General features: G+C 60.2%; 22 protein-coding genes and 1 tRNA gene. 11 read left to right on the forward strand and 12 right to left on the reverse strand.

Annotated features, from left to right (window positions below):
- The first annotated feature begins 10 nt into the window (after nt 1-10).
- The 5 genes from FH061_RS10435 (at nt 11) to FH061_RS10455 (ending at nt 5,408) form a co-directional block, all read left to right on the forward strand.
- On the forward strand, nt 11-418 hold the full coding sequence (locus tag FH061_RS10435; protein WP_151635656.1) for an NUDIX domain-containing protein: 408 nt from the start codon (nt 11-13) through the stop codon (nt 416-418).
- 266 nt (nt 419-684) lie between these two features.
- Complete coding sequence (gene alr, locus FH061_RS10440) at nt 685-1,872, forward strand: alanine racemase (RefSeq protein WP_151635658.1); 1,188 nt, start codon at nt 685-687, stop codon at nt 1,870-1,872.
- A gap of 14 nt (nt 1,873-1,886) precedes the next feature.
- The gene (locus FH061_RS10445) at nt 1,887-3,182 is read left to right on the forward strand and encodes a D-amino acid dehydrogenase (protein WP_151635660.1); all 1,296 of its coding nucleotides are present in this window, start codon (nt 1,887-1,889) and stop codon (nt 3,180-3,182) included.
- Entirely contained in the window at nt 3,179-3,715 is a 537-nt protein-coding gene (locus FH061_RS10450) for an Rrf2 family transcriptional regulator (RefSeq protein WP_151635662.1), read from the forward strand. The genes FH061_RS10445 and FH061_RS10450 overlap by 4 nt, the downstream gene beginning before the upstream one ends.
- 124 nt (nt 3,716-3,839) lie before the next feature.
- Nucleotides 3,840-5,408 (forward strand): sigma 54-interacting transcriptional regulator, encoded by a 1,569-nt coding sequence (locus FH061_RS10455; RefSeq protein ID WP_151635664.1) that lies wholly within the window; start codon nt 3,840-3,842, stop codon nt 5,406-5,408.
- A 21-nt stretch (nt 5,409-5,429) separates the two neighbouring features.
- On the opposite strand, the gene yacG is transcribed toward FH061_RS10455, so the two are convergent.
- The 9 genes from yacG to ispB all read right to left on the reverse strand — a co-directional run bounded on the left by yacG (nt 5,430) and on the right by ispB (nt 13,642).
- Nucleotides 5,430-5,615: a DNA gyrase inhibitor YacG gene (gene yacG / locus FH061_RS10460; RefSeq protein WP_151635666.1), complete on the reverse strand. Its 186-nt coding sequence runs from the start codon at nt 5,613-5,615 to the stop codon at nt 5,430-5,432.
- A gap of 8 nt (nt 5,616-5,623) precedes the next feature.
- Nucleotides 5,624-6,379 (reverse strand): cell division protein ZapD, encoded by a 756-nt coding sequence (gene zapD / locus FH061_RS10465; protein WP_151635668.1) that lies wholly within the window; start codon nt 6,377-6,379, stop codon nt 5,624-5,626.
- A gap of 140 nt (nt 6,380-6,519) precedes the next feature.
- Nucleotides 6,520-7,137, reverse strand: coding sequence for a dephospho-CoA kinase (coaE, locus tag FH061_RS10470; protein WP_151635670.1), 618 nt, complete (start codon nt 7,135-7,137; stop codon nt 6,520-6,522).
- A gap of 26 nt (nt 7,138-7,163) precedes the next feature.
- Nucleotides 7,164-8,030 carry a prepilin peptidase gene (locus FH061_RS10475; RefSeq protein WP_151635672.1) on the reverse strand — a complete coding sequence of 289 codons (867 nt, stop codon included), beginning with the start codon at nt 8,028-8,030 and terminating at the stop codon, nt 7,164-7,166.
- Nucleotides 8,030-9,262 carry a type II secretion system F family protein gene (locus tag FH061_RS10480; protein ID WP_151635674.1) on the reverse strand — a complete coding sequence of 411 codons (1,233 nt, stop codon included), beginning with the start codon at nt 9,260-9,262 and terminating at the stop codon, nt 8,030-8,032. The genes FH061_RS10475 and FH061_RS10480 overlap by 1 nt, the downstream gene beginning before the upstream one ends.
- 13 nt (nt 9,263-9,275) lie before the next feature.
- The gene (gene pilB, locus FH061_RS10485) at nt 9,276-10,967 is read right to left on the reverse strand and encodes a type IV-A pilus assembly ATPase PilB (protein WP_225984599.1); all 1,692 of its coding nucleotides are present in this window, start codon (nt 10,965-10,967) and stop codon (nt 9,276-9,278) included.
- Nucleotides 10,968-11,188: 221 nt separating this feature from the next.
- A complete protein-coding gene (locus tag FH061_RS10490; RefSeq protein ID WP_151635678.1) occupies nt 11,189-12,454 on the reverse strand; it encodes an HlyC/CorC family transporter in 1,266 nt (421 codons plus the stop codon).
- Between the two features lie 120 nt (nt 12,455-12,574).
- Nucleotides 12,575-12,651, reverse strand: a tRNA-Pro gene (locus FH061_RS10495).
- 40 nt (nt 12,652-12,691) lie between these two features.
- The gene (gene ispB / locus FH061_RS10500) at nt 12,692-13,642 is read right to left on the reverse strand and encodes an octaprenyl diphosphate synthase (protein ID WP_151635839.1); all 951 of its coding nucleotides are present in this window, start codon (nt 13,640-13,642) and stop codon (nt 12,692-12,694) included.
- 280 nt (nt 13,643-13,922) lie between these two features.
- On the opposite strand from ispB, the gene rplU reads away from it, so the two are divergent.
- From rplU to proB, 4 genes are all read left to right on the forward strand, one after another.
- The gene (gene rplU, locus FH061_RS10505; protein WP_151635680.1) at nt 13,923-14,234 is read left to right on the forward strand and encodes a 50S ribosomal protein L21; all 312 of its coding nucleotides are present in this window, start codon (nt 13,923-13,925) and stop codon (nt 14,232-14,234) included.
- 36 nt (nt 14,235-14,270) lie between these two features.
- Entirely contained in the window at nt 14,271-14,528 is a 258-nt protein-coding gene (rpmA, locus tag FH061_RS10510) for a 50S ribosomal protein L27 (protein WP_151635682.1), read from the forward strand.
- 104 nt (nt 14,529-14,632) lie between these two features.
- Entirely contained in the window at nt 14,633-15,742 is a 1,110-nt protein-coding gene (gene obgE, locus FH061_RS10515; RefSeq protein ID WP_151635684.1) for a GTPase ObgE, read from the forward strand.
- A 127-nt stretch (nt 15,743-15,869) separates the two neighbouring features.
- A complete protein-coding gene (proB, locus tag FH061_RS10520; protein ID WP_151635686.1) occupies nt 15,870-16,988 on the forward strand; it encodes a glutamate 5-kinase in 1,119 nt (372 codons plus the stop codon).
- A gap of 87 nt (nt 16,989-17,075) precedes the next feature.
- Here proB and FH061_RS10525 read toward each other — a convergent pair whose 3' ends face one another.
- Complete coding sequence (locus tag FH061_RS10525; RefSeq protein WP_225984589.1) at nt 17,076-17,606, reverse strand: CNP1-like family protein; 531 nt, start codon at nt 17,604-17,606, stop codon at nt 17,076-17,078.
- Between the two features lie 55 nt (nt 17,607-17,661).
- Nucleotides 17,662-18,237: an RNA pyrophosphohydrolase gene (locus FH061_RS10530; protein WP_151635688.1), complete on the reverse strand. Its 576-nt coding sequence runs from the start codon at nt 18,235-18,237 to the stop codon at nt 17,662-17,664.
- Between the two features lie 197 nt (nt 18,238-18,434).
- Here FH061_RS10530 and FH061_RS10535 point away from each other — a divergent pair, with 197 nt between their 5' ends.
- Together FH061_RS10535 and FH061_RS10540 are read left to right on the forward strand one after the other, a co-directional pair.
- Nucleotides 18,435-20,159, forward strand: coding sequence for a proline--tRNA ligase (locus FH061_RS10535; protein WP_151635690.1), 1,725 nt, complete (start codon nt 18,435-18,437; stop codon nt 20,157-20,159).
- An 8-nt stretch (nt 20,160-20,167) separates the two neighbouring features.
- Nucleotides 20,168-20,797 (forward strand): lytic transglycosylase domain-containing protein, encoded by a 630-nt coding sequence (locus FH061_RS10540; protein WP_225984590.1) that lies wholly within the window; start codon nt 20,168-20,170, stop codon nt 20,795-20,797.
- Between the two features lie 252 nt (nt 20,798-21,049).
- Here FH061_RS10540 and FH061_RS10545 read toward each other — a convergent pair whose 3' ends face one another.
- Complete coding sequence (locus tag FH061_RS10545) at nt 21,050-21,556, reverse strand: SWIB/MDM2 domain-containing protein (RefSeq protein WP_151635692.1); 507 nt, start codon at nt 21,554-21,556, stop codon at nt 21,050-21,052.
- Nucleotides 21,557-21,914: the final 358 nt, after the last annotated feature.

Here is a 21,914-nt window from a genome sequence, read left to right on the forward strand (position 1 = left end):
CGTTGATCCCATGACCGCCAAGTCCGCTTCCCCCATCGACGTCGCCGTCGGCATCCTGATGAAACCCAACGGCGACGTGCTGCTCGGCCAGCGCCCGGAGGGCAAGCCCTATTCGGGCTATTGGGAATTCCCCGGCGGCAAGGTCGAGCCGGATGAATCGATCCTGGAGGCGCTCAAGCGGGAATTCGTCGAGGAACTGGGCATCGAGGTGGTATCGGCCGAACCCTGGTGCGGCGTCGAACATGTCTACCCGCACGCGCATGTGCGCCTGCATTTCTACATCAGCCGCGAATGGAGAGGCGAGCCGCAAAGCCTGGAAGGACAAGCTTTCGCCTGGCAGGGCACGCTCGGCGTCGAGCCGCTGCTGCCCGCCACCATTCCTCTGATCGAATGGCTGGATCGGGTTCGTTACGCCTGAAGTCTCAACCGATGCAATGAGCGTATTGAATTCAATACGCTGTATGTATTCGTATACACATCCGTAAGCCTCTGAAATATAAGAAAAAATGTTATCGAACGCCGGGTGTGTATCGAATTGTGTACGCCTGTTCTTCGCGTATGTACGGGTTCGTCCGTTAAGTCCTTGAATCCGCGAGGGTTTTTGCTTGGCACATATGTTGCTGAAATGCCTTCGACCGGTGCGGCTACTTTGCGCCATGGCCGGCATCTTCGGAGACAAAACCCATGTCAGAGCAGGGAGCGTGCGCAGGCGCGGTCTTGACCATCGATCTCGGCGCGATAGCTGACAATTACCGGCTGCTGCGTCAGCGCTCGCCGCAAGCGGTATGCGGTGCGGCCGTCAAGGCGGATGCCTACGGACTGGGAGCAGATCGGGTTGCCACAGCACTGGCGAACGCGGGCTGCCGGCATTTCTTTGTCGCCCACCTTGACGAAGGCATCCAGCTCAGGCGGCATCTCCCGGCGCATGCTGAAATCTATGTCCTCCACGGCCAGTCTCCGGGCGCGGAGATGGAATGCGTTTACCATCGCCTGACGCCCGTACTCAACAGCACCAACCAGATCGCAGATTGGCGCGCACTGGCGAGGCGGCTGGACCGCGCCCTGCCAGCCATCGTCCAGGTCGACAGCGGCATGTCGCGCCTCGGGCTTTCCGGAGCGGAAGTCGATGCGCTGCTGGACGATCCGGAAGGCTTGCATGGCGTCGAGTTGCGCTATCTGATGAGCCATCTGGCCTGTGCCGAAGCCCAGGATCACCCCATGAACGAGGCACAGCTGTCGGCCTTCGAAGCAGTGCGTGCCCGCTTTCCGGCCTGCAAGGCAAGCCTCGCCAATTCCTCGGGAATCTTTCTCGGCCCCCGCTACCACTTCGACCTGCTGCGGCCCGGCGCCGCCCTGTACGGCATCGCGCCCGTCGCCGGCGCGGCCAACCCGATGAAGCCGGTGGTGCGGCTGCAGGCGCGCGTCATCCAGACGCGCTTGATCGGAGCAGGGGATGCGGTCGGCTATGGCGCCACCTACAGGGCCGCTTCCACGCGGCGTCTTGCCACGCTGTCAGTCGGTTATGCGGACGGCTGGCTGCGTGCATTCAGCAATCGCGGGATCGTCATGGCGGGCGCGGCAAGCGTGCCCATCCTCGGCAGGGTGTCGATGGATACCTGCACGATCGATGTCACCGACGCCGACCCGGCCACAGTGCAGCCGGGCGCCCTGGTCGATCTGATTTCGCCGGCCCGGCCCATTGATGCCGTTGCCGCCGATGCCGGCACGATTGCCTATGAAATCCTGACCAGCCTTGGCCGGCGCTATCACCGCCGCTATCTCGACGCCGAACCGCCGCGCACCACGCCGGTCGAGCGGCAAGCCGCCAAACTGCCACGGAATGTCACCGTATCGAATTCAACATATAACTGATTGGGAGAAGCATCGTGAAAATCATCGTACTCGGCAGCGGCGTCATCGGTACCGCCACTGCCTATTATCTGGCGCAAGCAGGGCATGAAGTCACCGTCGTCGACCGCCAGCCGGCTGCCGCCATGGAGACGAGCTACGCCAATGCCGGCGAAGTGTCCCCCGGCTATTCCGCGCCGTGGGCGGCGCCGGGCATTCCCGTCAAAGCCTTGAAGTGGCTGCTGATGCGCCACAGTCCGCTGGTGATCCGCCCCTCGCTGGACCGCGACATGTGGCGCTGGGTTTTTCAGATGCTGCTCAATTGCACCACCGCCCGCTACGAAACCAACAAGGGCCGGATGGTGCGCCTGGCCGAATACAGCCGCGACTGCATGATCGACCTGCGCGCGGCGACCGGCATCCGCTACGACGAGCGCACCCAGGGCACCCTGCAGCTGTTCCGCACCCGCAAGCAGCTCGATGCCTCCGCGAACGACATCGCCGTGCTCCAGCGCTACGGCGTTCCTTACGAGGTGCTCGACCCGCGCGGCTGCATCGCGGTGGAACCGGCACTGGCCCATGTGCAGGAAAAATTCGTCGGCGCCTTGCGCCTGCCGAATGACGAAACCGGCGACTGCTTCAAGTTCACGCAACGCCTCGCGGCACTCGCCGAGGGCGCGGGAGTGAGCTTCCGTTACGGCGTCTCGATCGAGCGGCTGATCACCGACGGCGGGCGTATCTCGGGTGTGAGCACCTCGCAGGGCGAACTCAAGGCCGACGGCTATGTGGTGGCGCTCGGCAGTTACTCGCCGCTGCTGCTGCGCGAGATCGGCATCCGCATCCCGGTCTATCCGATCAAGGGCTATTCGATCACGGTGCCGATTCATGATGCCGCCTGCGCGCCAGAATCGACCATCATGGATGAAACCTACAAGGTGGCCATCACCCGCCTCGGCGACCGCATCCGGGTCGGCGGCACCGCGGAAATCGCGGGATATGATCTCAGCCTGCACAACTCCCGGCGCGAAACGCTCGAACATTCGGTGGTCGACCTGTTCCCGCTCGGCGGCGACGTCGCGCGCGCCGAATTCTGGTCCGGCCTGCGGCCGATGACGCCGGACGGCACGCCGGTGGTCGGTCCGACGCCTTACCGCAATCTGTTCCTCAACACCGGCCATGGCACCCTCGGCTGGACCATGGCCTGCGGATCGGGACGGCTGCTGGCCGATCTCGTATCGGGCAGGCGGCCGGAAATCGATACCGAAGGCCTGTTCCTGAACCGCTACGGCGCCGCCGGCGGCTCCTTGTCCGTTCCCCAAGAGGCGCATGCATGAACGCCCGCGCCATGGAGCCAGCCATGCAGGAATTCATCCTTGGTGATCTGTTGTTGCATACCCGCTTTTCCATGGCGATCGAACTGCTCGCCCGCCTTGTCCTGGCAAGTCCGGGAACCCTGACGGCAGCGCAGCTGGCTGAAGCTTCAGGGCAATCGCCGCGTACCGTGCGCACCTTGCTTGCCTCGCTTCATGCGGCCGGTCTGGTCTCGGCCAATGGCAAGCTCAAGGATGCCTGGAGCTGTCCCTGCTCGCCGGACACCTTCACGCTGGCCGATGTCTTCCTGTGCGTGTCGGCGGCGAAAGCCGAACCGTCATCGGCGAAGAAACGCAGCGACACGGATGGCGCTTCCCCATCGGCGACCCAGGCCGGCGTCGAACTGCTGCTGATGCAGGCCACCATGGCCATCAATCAGCTCGTGCTGCAGCATCTGCAGTCGTTCGACCTGTCCCGATTGAAAGTCATGTCGCATGCTTCGGGCTGGCATGCCGGCATGTCGGCCACGCGAGGATATCTGGCTGAACCGGTGTAGCCGGTTTCGGGGCTGAAAATGTTCCGGCTGAAAAACCGCCTGACTTGCCCTATGATGGCAGGCACATGGCGGCGGCCGTAAAGGCGCCGCTCAAGAATTCACGCACCGCCAGACACCGGAAACCATGCGGATAGATGTTCAGTTTGCCGACCGTGTCGGCATTGCCCACGAAATCCTCGCCGTGCTTGCCCGCCGCAATATGAATGTGGTGGCGGTGGAGGTGGACTCCTCCGATGTCTTCATCGACATACCGCAGCTGACGGCCGAGCTGCTTCCCTCGCTGCGCCAGGATTTCCTGGGCATCGCCGGCGTGCTCAACGTGGTGGTGGTCGACGTGCTGCCCGGAGCGCGGCGGCGCCTGCATCTCGACACGCTCATGGCGGTGATGGCCGATCCGGTGATGGCGGTCGATGCGGCGGGGCGCATCGTCGCCGCCAATGCCGCGGCGGCGGCCGTCACGCATCTGCGGGAAAGCGAGCTGGACGGAAAAACGCTGGAGGAATTGTTTGGCGAAGCGGCGCTGCAGGCGGAACTCCTCGCCGGCAACTTCCTGGCGCCGGCTCGCGAAGTGCGTCTTCACGGAGAGCCCTTCCTGCTGGAAGTCACTCCGGTAGCCGAAGCGCTCGACTCCGCGCTGGGCCAGACCATCGGCGGCGTCATCACGCTGCATGCGCCGCGCCGCCTCGGCGGAAGACTGCATGCGCTGCAGCACGGCGGCGGCGGCTTCGATGCCATCATCGGCGATGCCGAACCGATCCGCGCCCTCAAGGCCCGCGCCGCGCGGGTAGCCGTGGTGGATGCGCCCCTGCTGATCGTGGGCGAAACGGGCACCGGCAAGGAACTGGTCGCCCAGGCCTGCCATGCCGCCAGCCAGCGCGCCAATGCACCGTTCCTCGCATTGAACTGCGCAGCCTTGCCGGAAAGCCTGGCCGAAAGCGAATTGTTCGGCTACATGTCCGGCGCCTTCAGCGGCGCCCAGCGCGGCGGCAAACCGGGGCTGATCGAAATGGCCGACGGCGGTACCGTCTTCCTCGACGAGATCGGCGAGATGTCGCTCTATCTTCAGGCCAAGCTGCTGCGCTTCCTGAATGACGGCAGGTTCCGCCGCATCGGCAGCGATCGCGAAATCAAGGTCAATGTGCGCATCATCAGCGCCACGCATCGCAACCTGCGCAAGATGGTGGCCGAAGGCGCATTCCGCGAAGACCTGTATTACCGGCTCAATGTGCTGCAGCTCGAAGTACCGGCATTGCGCGAACGGCCGGATGACATCCTGCTCCTGGCGCGCCACTTCATCGAACGCGCCTGCGCCCAGGCACAGAAGCCCATCTGCAGGCTCAGTGCGCAGGCCTGCGCCGCGCTCGTCGCCAACAACTGGCCGGGCAATGTGCGGCAATTGCAGAATGTGGTGTTCCGGGCCATCACGATGACCGACAAGCGCCTGCTGGAAGAAACGGATCTGGATCTTGCGGAGGGAGCGGTGCGCCCGGTCGCTCATGTCGAGCGGGGAGCGGCCGCGCAGGCGGCCGATGACTGGGAAAATTCGGTTTCGCAGTTCGAACGGACATTGCTGGAGAAGCTGTATCCGCAGTATCCGTCAAGCCGCAAGCTGGCTGTGCGCCTGAAGACATCGCATTCGATGATAGCCAACAAGCTGCGCAAATACGGTATTCCGAAGGGTTCGGGAGGCTGAGCGCCTGATCCGAAGGGCGGTTCAGCGCAGCGGTCCGTCCTCATCCGGGTCTGCCGGCGGCGCGACGACCGGAATCGAATACTTTTCCTCGGCCCAGGCGCCAAGGTCGATCTGCTTGCAGCGCTCCGAGCAGAACGGGCGAAATTTGTTCGCTTCGGTCCATTCGACCTTTTTGCCGCATGTCGGGCAATCCACTACGGTCGGCATCACACACCTCAAAAATTGCAAAGAGTCAGTTCAAACGGAATATCGCTTTCGAACGGCCTGGGTTTCAGGTCGCCGCCCTGCAGCGTGAAGCGGACCCATAACATGTACTTGTTGGCCGATATTTCCGGAATCGCACCGAGCGATTCGTCAATGGTCAGGCGCAGCATCTGATAAATCTTTCCTTGCAACATCTGCTGGAAGCTGCCCGCCTGCGCGATCGTGGTGGTTGTCTTTCCCGACTCGCGCAGCAGGCGAAGCACCATGCCGATCGCATCGAACAACGGCGCCAGCGGGGCAAACCAGCCGGATATGTCGTCGTAACGCTGCTGCGGGCTGCGGTGCTGCCATGCGTAATACGACGGCAGGTCGAACTCGCAGGCGCCGCCCGGAATGATGGTGCGTCCGCGGATGCTCATCAGCCATTCGTTGTCCCGAACATTCTGCCCGGTCTTGCCTTGGGAGCCCATCAGCGCGGTGCTGGTGCGGTCTATTGCGGCCAGCACCTCGTCGAGGCGGTCGGACAATACATTGGGATTGGCCTTGAACCCGAGCAGAGTCTGCTTCTGACGCTCGAGTTCCTGAAGCAGGTCGGATTTCAGGTCCGCGCGGCCGGCCACCTCCAGCATCTCGAAAATCGTCGACAGTGCGACATGGTGGTGCTGCGGATGTTCCTGATGCAGAAAAAAAACGAACTTTTCGTACAGGTCTTCCAGCCGCAACAGTGTGCGAATACGCTCATTGAAAGGGTATTCGTAGGTGATCAAAATGGCTTCCCTTTGGACAAGAGGTGGGCTGGAAACAATTATGTGATTCTGAACGAAGCCATGAAAAAATACAAATAAAGCGAAGCCCTAAAAGAGTAAGCAAACATGTCCGCCTGCGCCAGTATGCGCCACGCAAGCAGCTATTGCATTGCCAGGCGGCTGTACAGCGCATGCAGGCGGTCGACCTGCGGCGCAAGCGCAGCGGGTTCGCCATCATTGTCAATCACATCGTCAGCCGCGGCCAGCCGCTGCGCGCGCGTTGCCTGTGCCGCCATGATGGCGCGCACCTGCGCTTCGGGCAGGCCGCTGCGGCTGATCACACGCCGCAGCTGCGTCTCTTCCGAACAGTCGACCACCAGGACGCGCGAGACACGCTCTTTCCAGCTGGAAGATTCCACGAGCAGCGGGACGACAAAAATGAGATAAGCGCCTTGCGCGGCCTCTGCCGCACGCTCGGTCTCGATGCGAATGAGCGGATGAAGGATGGATTCCAACCTGGACTTGGCCTGCGGATCGGAGAACACATATTGCCGCATGCGGCCACGGTCCAGTGCACCTTCGGCGGTCAGAAAGGCGGCGCCGAACTGGGCATGGATCTCGGGTATCGCCGAGCCGCCGGGAGCGGTCAGTTGATGGGCGATGAGGTCGGTATCGACCAATGCCGCGCCGCGTGCGCCGAGCATGTCGGCCACGGTCGTCTTGCCGCTGCCGATACCGCCGGTGAGTCCGATTGAAAACCTGCGTTTGCCTTGTTCCATGCCCGCGATTCTACATGCCCGCGGTATTAAACCGGGAAACCGAGATAGGCCTGCGCCAGCGGTTTGCCGTAGAGCAGCGCAATCATGCCGGCAACGGCAAGATAGGGGCCGAAAGGAATGGGATTGTTGCGGCCGTGCTTGGCAAAGACGATCAGCGCGATGCCGACCGCCGCGCCGACCAGCGAAGACAGCAGGATAATGATCGGAAGCATTTTCCAGCCGAGCCAGGCGCCCAGGGCGGCAAGCAGCTTGAAGTCGCCATAGCCCATGCCTTCCTTGCCGGTGACAAGCTTGAACAGCCAGTACACGGCCCACAGCACCAGGTAGCCGGCCGCCGCGCCGATGACGGCGTCGGCAAGCGGCACGAAAGTGCTGTTCAGATTGACCAGCAGGCCGCACCACAGCAGCGGCAGGGTAAGGTCGTCCGGCAGCAGCTGGGTGTCGGCGTCGATGAAGGTCATCGCAATTAGCAGATAGGCGAACAGCAATGTCGCCAGACCCGCAAGACCGCTGCCGAAGCGCCAGACGAGAAACGCCGACAGCAGGCCCGTCAGCAATTCGACCGCCGGGTAGCGCGCCGAGATGTGGGCCTTGCATTGCGCGCACTTGCCGCGCAGGACCAGATAGCTGAGCACCGGGATGTTTTCCATGGCCGTGATGCGATGGCCGCAGTGGGGGCAGGCCGAGCGCGGCACCATCAGGTTGTAGCGGTCGGTGTGCGGCAGCGGTTTCCCGCTTTCATGGGCGACATAGTTGTCGGATTCGCGCTGCATCATCTTCGGCACGCGATGGATCACGACATTCAGGAAACTGCCGATCAGCAGGCCGAGCACGCCGGCAAACACGGTCGGAATGACGCTTGCCGGCGGCGCGAACAGGTAAAGATCAAACATCAGACCACGGCTCCCAGCTTGAAGATGGGCAGGTACATGGCAATGACCAGGCCGCCGATCAGCACGCCGAGAATCGCCATGATCAGCGGCTCCATCAGGCTCGACAGCGATTCGACGGCGTCGTCGACTTCGGCCTCATAGAAATCCGCCACCTTGCTCAGCATCTGGTCGAGCGCGCCCGATTCTTCGCCGATGGCCACCATCTGCGTGACCATGTTGGGGAAAACGTTGGCGTTCTGCATTGCCGAAGTGAGGCTGGTGCCGGTACTGACTTCGGTCTGGATCTTCTTGGTCGCATCGATATAGATGGTGTTGCCGGAAGCGCCGCCGACCGAGTCGAGCGACTCCACCAGCGGTACGCCGGCGGCGAACATGGTGGCCAGTGTCCGGGTCCAGCGCGCAATGGTCGCCTTGCGGATCACTTCGCCGAAAATCGGCGCCCGCAGCAGCACCTTGTCCATGAAGCGCTGCACCTTGGGCGAGCGTTTCCAGGACTGGAAGAACAGATAGAGTCCGGCAAACAGGCCGCCGAAGATGATGTACCAGTTGGCGACGAAGAAATCCGAAATCGCCATCACGAACAGCGTGGGGGCGGGAAGGTCGGCGCCGAAGCTTGCGAACACGTCCTTGAACGCCGGCACGACCCAGATCATGATGACTGAAGTAACGACGAAGGCCACCACCAGGATGGAGATCGGATAGAACAATGCCGACTTGATCTTGCCCTTGATGGCCTGGGTCTTTTCCTTGTAGACCGCGAGGCGGGTCAGCAGGTCTTCCAGGATGCCGGCCTGTTCGCCGGCGGCGATGAGATTGCAGAACAGGCTGTCGAAATACAGAGGGAACTTGCGGAACGCCTGGTTCAGGCTGCTGCCGGTCTCGATATCGGTGCGGATGTCGTGGATCAGCTTGGCGACAGACGGATTGGCATGGCCCTTGGCCACGATGTCGAAGGATTGCAGAAGCGGCACGCCTGCCTTCATCATCGTCGCCAGCTGGCGGGTAAACAAGGTGATGTCCTTGTCGCTGATTTTTTTGCCGCTGGAGAAGGTCTTCTTCTTGACCTTGGTAACCAGAATGCCCTGGCGGCGCAGCGTTACATTGACGATGGTTTCGCTGTTGGCACGCTGTTCGCCCTTGACCGTCTTGCCCGACTTGTCCTTGCCCTCCCAGACATAGACCTGTTCCTTGACGCCTGAAGCGCCGGCGCTTCTGCTGGCAGTAATTGCCATAGTGTTCCCCTTGCTATTCGTTGGTGCAGCCGAGCACTTCTTCCAGGCTCGTCAATCCCTGTTTCACCTTGACCAGCCCTGATTCGCGCAGGGTCCTCACCCCGTCGCGCCGGGCCTGCTCTTCGATTTCCAGTGCGGTACCGTGCGCCAGGATGATGCGCTCGATGTCTTCGGAGATCGGCATGATCTGGTAGATGCCGACGCGGCCCTTGTAGCCGCTGCCGCTGCAGCGCTCGCAGCCGACCGGCTTGTAGGGCGTCCAGGTGCCGTCCAGTTCGTCCTCCCGGTAGCCCGCTTCCAGCAGGGCCTCGTCCGGGATGACCACCGGCTGCTTGCAGGTGCACAGGCGGCGGGCGAGCCGCTGCGCGGTGATCATGATGACCGACGAGGCGATGTTGAACGGGGCCACGCCCATGTTCATCAGGCGTGTCAGCGTCGACGGCGCATCATTCGTGTGCAGCGTGGAAAATACCATGTGGCCGGTCTGCGCTGCCTTGATCGCGATGTCCGCGGTTTCCAGATCGCGGATCTCGCCGACCATGATGATGTCCGGATCCTGGCGCAGGAAGGCCTTCAGCGCCGCGGCAAAGCTCAGGCCCGCACGGTCGTTGACATTGACCTGATTGACTCCCGGCAGATTGATTTCCGCCGGATCCTCGGCCGTCGAAATATTGATGCCGGGCTTGTTCAGGATATTCAGGCAGGTGTAAAGCGACACCGTCTTGCCGGAACCGGTAGGTCCGGTTACCAGCACCATGCCGTAGGGACGCTCGATCGCCTTGAGCAGAAGCTCCTTCTGATCCGGGTCGTAGCCGAGCGCATCGATGCCCAGCTGCGCCTGGCTCGGATCGAGAATACGCATCACGATCTTTTCGCCGAACAGCGTCGGCAGCGTGCTCACCCGGAAATCGATCGCCTTGTTCTTGGATACCACCAGTTTCATGCGCCCGTCCTGGGGCACGCGCTTTTCCGAGATGTCCAGTTTGGAAATGACCTTGATGCGCGAGGCCAGCTTTTCCTTGATCGCCAGCGGCGGCTGGGCGACTTCGCGCAGTACGCCGTCAACCCGGAAGCGGATCCGGTAAAACTTTTCGAACGGCTCGAAATGCAGATCGGATGCACCCATGTTGATTGCATCCATCAGTATCTTTTGCAGGAACCTGACAACGGGAGCGTCGTCGATATCGGCATTCAGCGATTCGCCCGCAGCCGGTGCCGCGGCTTCCTCTTCGCTGAGATCGATTTCCAGATCGTCACCGATCAGTTCATCGAGATTTTCCTCGGTGGTCTTGCCAAGCTTCTCGATCAGCTGCACCAGCAGCGGATGCTCGACGATGATCGGCTCCACCGTCAGCTGGGTCTGGAATTTGATCTGGTCCAGAGCAGGGCTGTTGGTCGGATCGGAAATGGCGACCGATACCTTGTTGCCGCGCTTGGAAAGGGCAATGACGCGCTGCTTCTGCGCCAGCTTGATATCGATGATGTTCTGAGGCAGATGGCTCAGGTTGAAAGCGGAAAAATCCGCCATCGGATAACCGAAGGTCTCCGAGCAGAATGCGGCAAGCGCACGGGCATCGATGCTGCCGCTTTGCAGAAGGACGTCAATGAACGGCAGCTTTTCCGCGGCAGCCTGCTTGCCGAGCGTATCGGCTTGCTGCGCAGTCAGCTTGCCGGCTTGCACAAGCGCGCGCGCAAGGCCGGACATCACTGGATTTGCTGCCTGATTGGGGAGAACCGCCGCCATGTAGATAAGTAAGCCGGGATGAGGTCAGAGTCGTCCAAATTGCATTAGATGATGCCTACAGGCATCTGATTTGTAAAGCAAATGGGACAAAGAGACATGAATAATGCAGGGGATCTGTCACATCCAGGAAACGCTTTGGCCTGGGGATCCGCTTGCGATGCGGGAGGTGCGAAATGCGTTGGTCAGGGTTTTATCAGCTTGACGACCTTGATCGCCTGGTTCTGAACCTGAATGATTTCAATGATGCAGTCATTCATTTTCAGGCTGACACTGGCTTCCGGGATGTCGCGCAGTTCCTCGAGCAGCAGGCCATTCACGGTTTTCGGTCCATCGAGGGGCAGATTCAGCCCGAGATGCTTGTTGATGTCGCGCAGCGTCATGACGCCTTCGACCAGGCACTCGCCCTTGTCATCCCAGGCGAAGGTGTCCGCGCGTGTCGTGCCCGGCATCGAAGTGGTGAACTCGCCGATCATTTCTTCAATGATGTCCTCCAGGGTGACCAGTCCTTGCACTTCGCCGTACTCGTCGACGATGATTCCCAGTCTTTCGTGATTCTCCTGGAAGTACTGAAGCTGTGCGAAGACTCCGGTATCTTCCGGAATGAAATAGGGAGGCGTGAGCAGCTGGCGGAAATGTTCCGATGTCAGTTCGGCCTCCTGGTCGAGCAGTGCGATTGCCTTGCGTACGTGCAGGATCCCGATGACCCGGTTGATTTCTCCTTCATACACCGGCAATTTGTTGTGATAGCAGGTGGCAAGCTGGTGCCTGATTTCCTCGACCGGCATGGACAGATTCAGCGCTTCGATCTGGGCGCGTGGCGTCATCACATCCTCGACCGACAGGTCTTCCAGCGCGAACAGGTTCAGCAGAATGCTCTTATGTTTTTTCGGGATGAAATGCCCGCTTTCCAGCACGATCGAGCGCAATTCCTCGGTCGATACGGATGTTTCCGCGCTTTTTTCGGGAATGCGCATGAGGCGCAGAAGGAATTTGACAATGAGATTCGTCAGCCACACCAATGGGTTCATTACCACCATCAGGACGCGCAGAACGGGCGCGACTCCCATGGCGATATGTTCCGGATAGGCTGCGCCGATGACCTTCGGCGTGATCTCTGCGAAGATGATGATGGCGAAGGAAACAGCGGTCGAGGCCAGGGCCAGCGCATATTTGCTTTCGCCAAAGTAGTAGATGGCAAATGTGGCGGCCAGTGCAGAAGCGGCCGAATTGATCATGTTGTTGCCAAGCAGGATGACGCCGAGCAGGCGCTCGGTCTGTTCAAGGAGGTGCAGGACGAGCTTGGCGCGCCGGCTGCCTGCGGAAGCCAGATGCCGCATGCGATAGCGGCTCAGCGCCATCATTGCCGTTTCGGATATGGAGAAAAAACCGGAGAGAAATAAGAGGAAGGCAAGACCCAGTATCTGGGCCCATAAGGGGACTGCGTCCAACGGGTCACCCAAGGAAAATGTGCATGAAAATCGTCTGGAAGATGATCTCGGCGATGCGGAAACGCTGGAATTGCCGAGACACTTCTTATAGATTTTTTACAACTTCATGCCAATGAAGACTGGTCGGGGTGAGAGGATTCGAACCTCCGGCCTCTACGTCCCGAACGTAGCGCTCTACCAGGCTAAGCTACACCCCGCTTGCAATTCTCCGAACCAATCATCACCGGGAAAATCCGGTCAATGATTTCGGTCGACTGCGAAAGCGCACAATTGTAGCAAAGAATCCTTGAATTGGCTATTTGCGAATGAGGCAATCGCATTCGCAGCCCGATTGGCAGCCTTGTCCGCTTCCTGTTTTGTGTAGTCGAGCGCGCCGGACGTGGTGATGGCCGACAGAATTTCGTCGAAGTGCTGTTCGTCGCCGTTCGTGATGCAGGCGCGTACCAGCTCCCGCTGCTGCTCCGTGCCATGCTGCATCAGGTGGATCAGTGGCAGCGTGGGTTTGCCTTCGCGCAGATCGTCCCCGATGTTCTTGCCGATGTCGCTGGCATTGCCTGAATAGTCCAGGACATCGTCGATCAGTTGAAAGGCGGTGCCGAGCGAGCGGCCATATTCTGCGGCGGAAGCGATATCGGGTTCGGATGCGCCGGCGATCAGGGCTCCCAGTTCGGCCGCGGCTTCGAAAAGCTTGGCTGTCTTCGAGCGGATGACCTGCAGGTAGCGTTCTTCGGTGACATCCGGATCATGCATGTTGAGCAGCTGGAGCACTTCCCCTTCGGCGATCACGTTTGTTGCGTCCGCCAGGATCTGCATGACGCGCATGTTCCGCACTGCCACCATGATCTGGAATGCCCGCGAGTATACGAAGTCGCCCACCAGTACCGAGGCGGCGTTACCGAACATCGCATTCGCGGTCTCCCGGCCCCTGCGCATCGAGGATTCGTCCACGACATCGTCATGCAGCAGCGTGGCCGTATGAATGAATTCCACTACCGCCGCCAGGTCGTGGTGATGGGTCCCGCGATAACCGAATGCATTGGCCGTCAGCAGCACAAGTATCGGGCGGATGCGTTTTCCGCCGGCGCCGATGATGTATTCCGCAATCTGATTGACCAGCGGCACCGTCGAATAAAGCTGCTGGCGAATGACCGTGTTGACGGCCTCCATGTCGGAAGCGATCGGCTGGATGACACTTTGTTGGAAAGAGGGCTGGGAGGGGGCAGACAAGATGAAACCTGCAAATTCATGAATTTCCGGAATTATACGACGACAAGCATGGCTCTCCGCTAACCATCTTCCGGACCAATCCGCGGTGCGGCGGTCGACTGGATTTCAAGCGCGAAAGCATTTTGACGCTCAATCTAAGTCCATGTATAATCAGGGGTTTTCCCGATTGCGGATATGCAACGAATGCGCAAGCTTTCGAGGTCGGGGGAAAAGTTATTTAAACTATCTGATGAGGTTTCACATGTACGCGGTCATAAAAACCGGCGGCAAGCAATACAAGGTTGCTGCTGGCGAAAAACTTAAAGTAGAACAGATACCGGCAGACATTGGTTCCGAAATCACCCTTGATCAAGTGCTCGCAGTGGGCGCTGGTGACACCATCAAATTTGGTGCGCCGCTGGTCGATGGTGCCAAGGTCCAGGCTACGGTAGTGGCGCACGGTCGCCACGATAAGGTGAAAATTTTCAAGATGCGCCGCCGCAAGCACTACCAGAAGCGTCAGGGCCATCGTCAAAACTACACCGAATTGCAAATCGTCTCGATCAACGCCTAATCGTTGACGAGCTAACCGGATACCAAGGAGTCTGAAATGGCACACAAAAAAGGCGGCGGCACCACGCGCAACGGCCGCGATTCCGAGTCGAAACGACTGGGCGTCAAGGTCTACGGCGGTCAAGCCATCAATGCTGGCGGCATCATCATCCGTCAGCGCGGCACACGCGTGCACGCTGGTGAAAACGTCGGCATGGGCAAGGATCACACCCTGTTCGCCCTGATCGACGGCAAGGTGAAGTTCACCACCAAAGGCGCCCTGCAGCGCCACACTGTTATTGTCGAGCCGGCATAAGGCCTGAACTGACAAAGCAGTAACAAGGCGAAAGCCTTCCATGAAAAAGGCTCTGCCGGCGGTAGGGCCTTTTTAGTTTTTACAGCAATTTTTGGCGGCAAATCATGAAATTCATCGACGAAGCAAAAATTGAAGTCATTGCTGGTGACGGCGGTAACGGCGTCGCGTCGTTTTGCCGCGAAAAATTCCGTCCTTTCGGCGGTCCGGACGGCGGCGACGGCGGCAAGGGCGGCAGTATCTGGGCTGTGGCCGACCGGAATATCAATACGCTGGTTGATTACCGCTATTCCAAGCTGCACAAGGCAAAGAATGGCGAAAACGGACGCGGTTCCGACTGCTATGGCAAGGGCGCGGACGATGTGACCTTGCGCATGCCGGTCGGCACCCTCATCAGCGACTACAACACCGGCGAAATCATCGCCGACCTGACCGATCATGGCCAGGTGGTCCTGCTGGCCAAGGGTGGCGAAGGCGGCTGGGGCAATATCCATTTCAAGTCGTCGACCAATCGTGCTCCGCGCCAGAAAACCGACGGCAAGGAAGGCGAGCGCCGCGAACTCAAGCTGGAATTGAAGGTGCTTGCCGATGTGGGCCTGCTCGGCATGCCCAATGCGGGCAAGTCCACCTTCATTACCGCGGTCTCCAACGCGCGTCCCAAGATTGCGGATTATCCCTTCACCACCTTGCATCCCAACCTGGGTGTGGTGCGGGTCAGTCACGAAAAGAGCTTCGTCATTGCCGACATTCCCGGCTTGATCGAGGGCGCGGCGGAAGGCGCCGGCCTGGGGCATCAATTCCTGCGCCATCTGCAGCGTACCCGTGTGCTGCTGCATATCGTCGATCTCGCTCCATTCGAGGAGACGGTGGATCCGGTCAAGGAAGCCAAGGCGATCGTCAAGGAGTTGAAGAAATACGATGAATCGCTCCATGACAAGCCGCGCTGGCTGGTATTGAACAAGCTCGACGTGGTGCCGGAAGACGAGCGCAAGAAACGAGTCAAGGATTTCATCAAGCGCTTCGGCTGGAAAGGGCCGGTATTTGAAATATCGGCACTGACGCGTGAAGGCTGCGAAGACCTCGTCATGGCCATCTACGAGTACCTTGCGGAGCAGCGCCAGCAGGAGTTCAGGTCCGAGGAGACCCAGATCACCGAGCAGGCACGGGCCATCAACTCCATTGATCCGGATGACCCGCGCTTCAAAGTCATGGAATAATGATCACGGCTTGCTGCCTCCGCAGTGCGGACACGGCGCCTCATGGTGCCGGTTCGCGCGGTGAACGCGTCGCCGGCAAGCCGTTAGCGTATCTTCGCGTCCTTGCGTGTATCCGATTCCAATACATATGAATTCTGTCATTCAGAAGGCCAAACGTCTTATCATCAAGGTCGGCTCGTCGCTGGTGACCAACGACGGCAAGGGTCTTGATGCGGCTGCCATCGCAAAGTGGGCTGAGCAGATTGCGCAATTGCGCGCGCTTGGCAAGGAAGTGGTGCTGGTCAGTTCGGGGGCGATTGCCGAAGGCATGCAGCGTCTCGGCTTCGACCGCCGACCGACTTCGATTCATGAATTGCAGGCATGCGCGGCGGTCGGGCAGATGGGGCTGGCGCAGATCTACGAGACCAGCTTCAGGCACCATGCGCTGCGGACCGCGCAGGTTCTGCTGACCCATGCCGACCTCGCGGACAGGGAGCGTTATCTGAATGCGCGTTCCACGCTTTTCACTCTCCTGCATCTCGGCGTCATTCCCATCATCAACGAGAACGACACGGTCGTCACCGATGAAATCAAGTTCGGCGACAACGATACGCTTGGCGCGCTGGTTGCCAACCTGATCGAAGGCGATGCGCTGGTGATTCTGACCGATCAGAAGGGGCTGTATACCGCCGACCCGCGCAAGGATCCGTCGGCGCAATTCGTGCACGAGGCCAAGGCCGGCGATCCCGCGCTCGAAGCCATGGCCGGCGGTGCCGGCACCGGCATCGGCCGCGGCGGCATGCTCACCAAGATCCTGGCCGCCAAGCGTGCCGCGACATCAGGGGCGCATACCGTCATTGCCTGGGGCAGGGAAGAACAGGTGCTGACCCGCCTGGCGCAGGGAGAGGCAATCGGCACCCAGCTTTCCGCCCAGACGGCGCAACTGACTGCCCGCAAGCAGTGGATGGCCGATCATCTGCAGACGGCCGGCAAGGTCGTACTTGACGCCGGAGCGGTCCAGAAACTGACCGGCGAAGGGAAGTCCTTGCTGCCGATCGGCGTGATTGAAGTGGCCGGCGATTTCGGCCGCGGCGACGTCATTACCTGCGTCGACGAGCAGGGACGCGCTGTGGCGCGCGGCATGAGCAATTACTCCAGTTCGGAGGCGCGCCGCATCATGCGCCGCCCCTCGACCGAGATTCTCTCCATTCTCGGATTCATGGAAGACCCGGAGCTGATACACCGCGACAATATGGTCTTGCTCTGAGCCCGCGAATCACGCCGGCCCCATAAACCAGACAAGCCTGACAAGCCGCTGATCCGGCCCTGTCAGGCTTGTTGCTTGTGCGGCTTGCTACTTGTAGAACTGCGAAGTCAGCGGCCGCTTGTTCCTGATCCTGGCGACCATTTGCTCGGCCGTTCCCGCGACGGTAAGCTGTTCGCATAGATAATCCTTCGCCAGCACGGCATGCTGCCGGTTCACTGCGTTGGCGGTAATTCTTTCCCATTGATCTCGCCGGGAACGCGACCAGGAACCGTCCGGCTGGCCGAACGCATAGAGCTTGCGCTCGTAGTTTTCGCAGCGGATTCCCTCGTAACTGACATTGCGCGCGCCGGCATCGCTGGTGGCGATCAGCGTATAGCGCACCACGTTGTCCGCGCCGCGCGATACGGAGGCCGCATCGATGGCGAACGACTGGCTTCCGCTGGCATAGAACGGCAACAGATTCTCGGGCTTCGGCGCTGCCGGAAGCTGGATGGCGACTTCCTGCCAGGGCTTGTCCTTGTCGTCGAAGTCTTCCTCGAATCGGGATTGGCCCTGTGCGTTCGCGGCGAAAAGCAGCACGCTTGCCGCCACCGCCGTGCGGAAAAATCCTGCGGTCATTGAATGTCCTCTCTTGGCATGCAGCGCGGGCCGCATGCACGGCCCGCGCTGCATCTCAATCTGTTTTCGGTTTGGCTGCGGGCTGTATCTCTACCGCATTGCGGCCGCCATGGCTTTGACGGAGATAGCGTGCACCGCCATGCCGCTGGCCGTGAGGCGGCCTGGTCAGGAACCGCGACAGCTCCTGCAGCGCCTTCTGGTAAACCTCGCGCTTGAATTCGATCACCACATCGAGCGGCACCCAGTAATTGTGCCAGCGCCACGCATCGAATTCCGGATGGTCGGTACCCCTCAGGTTGATGTCGCAGTCGCGGCCAACCATGCGCAACAGGAACCAGATCTGTTTTTGTCCCTTGTAATGTCCGCGAATCTCCCGCTTGATGAAGCGATCCGGGACTTCATAACGCAGCCAATCGCGCGTGCGGCCGATAATCTTGACATGTTCGGCCTTCAGGCCAACTTCTTCCTCCAGTTCACGGTACATCGCCTGCTCGGGAGTTTCCCCGAACTTGATGCCGCCTTGTGGAAATTGCCACGAATGTTCGCGCACCCTTTTACCCCACCACACCTCGTTATGGGTGTTGAGCAGAATAATGCCGACGTTCGGGCGGAAGCCTTCCCGATCCAGCATGTTGCACCTCAAAACTTTCTGCGGCTAGACGATCCTCATCGTTACAAATTTTGCATGCGCCAGGGCACTGCAAGTCTGCGTGAGCAGGCCGGCAGCGGAAGCGCGAATCAAATGTGTCGGGAATGGATGCATCAGCCAGCTAATCCTTTAAAATTGAGTCGATTATAACCCTCTCTTTTTAAAAAGAATTCACCGCCATGCGCGCATCACGATTTTTTATTTCCACCCTTAAAGAAGCTCCCTCCGACGCCGAAATCATCAGCCATAAGCTGATGATGCGCGCCGGGATGATCAAACGTCTCGGTTCCGGCATCTATACCTACATGCCGATGGGGCTGCGCGTGATCCGCAAGGTGGAAAATATCGTGCGTGAAGAAATGAACCGTGCCGGCGCGGTCGAATTGCTGATGCCGGTAGTCCAGCCCGCCGAACTGTGGCAGGAGACCGGCCGCTGGGACAAGATGGGTCCCGAACTGATGCGCGTCAAGGACCGGCACGGCCGCGATTACGCCATCCAGCCGACCTCCGAAGAGGTGATCACGGATGTCGTCCGCACCGAGATCCGGTCTTACCGGCAGCTGCCGATCAACTTCTACCATATCCAGACCAAGTTCCGCGACGAGCGCCGCCCCCGTTTCGGCCTGATGCGCGGCCGCGAATTCACGATGAAGGATGCATACTCGTTCGACCGCGATGTGGAAGGAATGCAAACATCCTACAAGTCGATGTACGACGCCTATGTGCGCATCTTCGACCGTTTCGGACTGCAGTTCCGCGCGGTGGCGGCCGACAACGGCGCCATCGGCGGATCAGGTTCGCATGAGTTCCATGTCATCGCCGATACCGGCGAAGATGCACTGGTCTATTGCCCGGACTCGGACTACGCAGCCAATATCGAAGCAGCCGAAGCCCTCGCGCCGGCCGGCGAGCGTGCGGCCGCGGCGCAAGCGCTTGCGAAAACGCCCACGCCGGGCAAGGCGAAATGCGAGCATGTCGCCGAATTGCTGGGGCTGCCGCTGTCGCAAACCGTCAAGTCGATCGTCCTCGCGGTAGAAAAAGAGGATGCGGAAAAGGAAATATGGCTGCTGCTGTTGCGCGGCGACCATGAGTTGAATGAAATCAAGGCAAGCAAGGTAGCCGGCCTGACCAATTACCGTTTCGCCAACGAAGGTGAAATCCTGGAATGGTTCGGCACCAAGCCAGGCTATCTCGGACCGATCGGCACGAAGAAACCGGTCAAGGTGGTCGCCGACCGTGCCGCCGCCATGATGGCCGACTTCGTATGCGGCGCCAATGAAGAGGACTTCCACTATACCGGCGTCAACTGGGGACGCGATCTGCCCGAGCCGATGGTGGCTGACCTGCGCAATGTGGCGGCAGGCGATGCTTCGCCCGACGGCAAGGGAACGCTCGCCATCCAGCGCGGCATCGAGGTGGGACATGTGTTCCAGCTTGGAACCCGCTATTCCGAGGACATGAAGGCGACCTATCTCGACGAAACCGGAAAACCGCAACTGATGCAGATGGGCTGCTACGGCATCGGCATCACCCGCATCCTGGGGGCGGCGATCGAACAGAACTTCGACGACAAGGGCATCATCTGGCCAACCTCGATCGCTCCGTTCGAGATCGTCCTGTGCCCGATGGGGTACGACCGCAGCGAAGCCGTCAAAGCTGAAACGGACCGGCTGTATGAGGGCCTGCTGGCCGCCGGAGTGGATGTCATCGTGGATGACCGCGGAGAACGTCCCGGGGTCATGTTTGCCGATTGGGAACTGATCGGCGTGCCCCATCGCATTGTCGTCGGCGATCGCGGCCTCAAGGAAGGCAAGCTCGAATACCAGGGGCGCCGCGATGCTGCGGCGACGCCCGTGCCGGCGTCCGAGATGCTCGACTTCATCAAGGCCAAACTCGCAGCCTGAGCGACAGCGTGAAATGCCTGTCTCTGCGCCGCCTCGCCGTGCTCGCGGCCCTGGCGGCTACGGTCTGCGCCCATGCCGGCAATCAGAAGGAAGAGGCGCTGGCGGATCCGGTCCGCCTCGCCCTTGCGCGAGCCATCAGCGATCCTCGTCCGCCGAAGCCGGAATTTTCCGATATCGAGGACCGGATCAAATACCTGCGCTGGCTGGGCGAAATGTCGGAACGGCTCAAGAAGCGTCTGCCTGACATGCAAGTCAGGCGGGAATTTCTGCAAACCGCCTGGTACGAGGCCAAGCGGGCAGGGCTCGATCCCTCGCTGGTGCTGGGCCTGATCCAGGTCGAATCCGGCTTCCGCAAGTATGCGGTCTCGCCGGTGGGTGCTCACGGCTACATGCAGGTGATGCCTTTCTGGACGCGGGTCATCGGCGACGGCGACCGCCGCAAGCTGTTCAACATGCAGACCAATCTGCGCTACGGCTGCTCGATCCTTCGCCTTTATCTCGACATGGAGAAGGGAAATCTGTATCTGGCGCTTGGCCGCTACAACGGCAGCCGGGGCAAACCCGAATATCCCAACGCGGTTCTGGCGGCATGGAAGCGCTGGGAATTCACGGAAGAGCCAACCCCGGGCAAGCAGTAAAGCTGAGTTGGGCAGGTTTTCATGGAATCCCAATCCGGAGACATGCCATGAGATCGGGTCTTTTTCCGCCTGGCCGCGTTGCGCTCGTCATCCATCGTCCATCGCTCCGCCATGGATTCCTGATCTGTCACACCGGCCGGGTATGACTTGAGGGCCGGTATAAGGGGCTTGAAATCCTGTTGTGGAAAGCCCCGCACAAACAAAAACGCCCGCGCGATGCGGGCGTTTTTGTTTGGCTTCCGGAAAGACAAATTATTGCAGGTGGCTGGAAATGAGTTTGGTCATTTCAAACATGGACACTTGCTTCTTTCCGCCAAACACGGCTTTCAACTTATCGTCTGCATTGATCATGCGCTTGTTCGCATCATCCTGCAGCTTGTTCTTCTTGATGTAGTCCCAGACCTTCTTGGTGACTTCAGTGCGCGGCAGCGGATTGGCGCCGATTACCGCGCCCAGCGTTTCGGACGGGGTCAGGGGCTTCATGAATGCAGCATTCGGCTTGCGGGGCGCTTTCGCGACTTTCTTTGCCGGTGCGGCTTTCTTCGCAGGTGCTGCCGCCTTCTTTGCCGGAGCGGCTGCCTTCTTTGCTACGGGCTTTGCTGCTGCCTTCTTTGCCGCCGGCTTTGCAGCGGCCTTCTTGGCGGGTGCTGCTGCCTTCTTCGCCGGAGCGGCTTTCTTCGCTGCGGGTTTTGCCGCGGCCTTCTTCGCTGCGGGCTTCTTGGCGGCCGTCTTGGCCGCGGGTTTCTTGGCTGTTGCCATCTTCAAGCCTCCTTCACAAAGTGTGTGGGAAATTGCGTCATATCACGCAACGCTAATAGTGGTGCGGTTTTGCGAGGTATGCAAGTGTTTTTTGATCGTTTTGTTATGAATTCTCTAGAGGCAGTCAAGGCCTTTCTTCATAGGGGAAAACACATGAATCGGAACAGGACGATGTCCGTGTGCGTCCAGTACGTCCGATGCCGTCATCGGAATCGCTGCACGAAAGCCGCAATGGACCGCGGTCGAAGTGGCGCGGACCATAAGAGCAGATAAATGCAGGACATCCTGGCGCGGCAAGGCCGATGGATGCATGCGGACCGGGGAGCAGCGCCTTCGGCGGCCGTGAGATCGGACGGCC

The organism is Noviherbaspirillum aerium (assembly GCF_008929045.1).
GTDB classification, from domain to species: Bacteria; Pseudomonadota; Gammaproteobacteria; order Burkholderiales; family Burkholderiaceae_D; genus Noviherbaspirillum; species Noviherbaspirillum aerium.

Excerpts from the sequence above, each read along its gene's own strand:
- FH061_RS10435 (WP_151635656.1), top strand. The coding sequence starts at position 11 with ATGACCGCCAAGTCCGCTTCCCCCATCGACGTCGCCGTCGGCATCCTG.
- alr (WP_151635658.1), top strand. The coding sequence starts at position 685 with ATGTCAGAGCAGGGAGCGTGCGCAGGCGCGGTCTTGACCATCGATCTC.
- FH061_RS10450 (WP_151635662.1), top strand. The coding sequence starts at position 3,179 with ATGAACGCCCGCGCCATGGAGCCAGCCATGCAGGAATTCATCCTTGGT.
- FH061_RS10455 (WP_151635664.1), top strand. The coding sequence starts at position 3,840 with ATGCGGATAGATGTTCAGTTTGCCGACCGTGTCGGCATTGCCCACGAA.
- yacG (WP_151635666.1), bottom strand. The coding sequence starts at position 5,615 with ATGCCGACCGTAGTGGATTGCCCGACATGCGGCAAAAAGGTCGAATGG.
- coaE (WP_151635670.1), bottom strand. The coding sequence starts at position 7,137 with ATGGAACAAGGCAAACGCAGGTTTTCAATCGGACTCACCGGCGGTATC.
- FH061_RS10475 (WP_151635672.1), bottom strand. The coding sequence starts at position 8,030 with ATGTTTGATCTTTACCTGTTCGCGCCGCCGGCAAGCGTCATTCCGACC.
- FH061_RS10480 (WP_151635674.1), bottom strand. The coding sequence starts at position 9,262 with ATGGCAATTACTGCCAGCAGAAGCGCCGGCGCTTCAGGCGTCAAGGAA.
- pilB (WP_225984599.1), bottom strand. The coding sequence starts at position 10,967 with ATGTCCGGCCTTGCGCGCGCGCTTGTGCAAGCCGGCAAGCTGACTGCG.
- rplU (WP_151635680.1), top strand. The coding sequence starts at position 13,923 with ATGTACGCGGTCATAAAAACCGGCGGCAAGCAATACAAGGTTGCTGCT.
- rpmA (WP_151635682.1), top strand. The coding sequence starts at position 14,271 with ATGGCACACAAAAAAGGCGGCGGCACCACGCGCAACGGCCGCGATTCC.
- obgE (WP_151635684.1), top strand. The coding sequence starts at position 14,633 with ATGAAATTCATCGACGAAGCAAAAATTGAAGTCATTGCTGGTGACGGC.
- proB (WP_151635686.1), top strand. The coding sequence starts at position 15,870 with ATGAATTCTGTCATTCAGAAGGCCAAACGTCTTATCATCAAGGTCGGC.
- FH061_RS10525 (WP_225984589.1), bottom strand. The coding sequence starts at position 17,606 with ATGACCGCAGGATTTTTCCGCACGGCGGTGGCGGCAAGCGTGCTGCTT.
- FH061_RS10530 (WP_151635688.1), bottom strand. The coding sequence starts at position 18,237 with ATGCTGGATCGGGAAGGCTTCCGCCCGAACGTCGGCATTATTCTGCTC.
- FH061_RS10535 (WP_151635690.1), top strand. The coding sequence starts at position 18,435 with ATGCGCGCATCACGATTTTTTATTTCCACCCTTAAAGAAGCTCCCTCC.
- FH061_RS10545 (WP_151635692.1), bottom strand. The coding sequence starts at position 21,556 with ATGGCAACAGCCAAGAAACCCGCGGCCAAGACGGCCGCCAAGAAGCCC.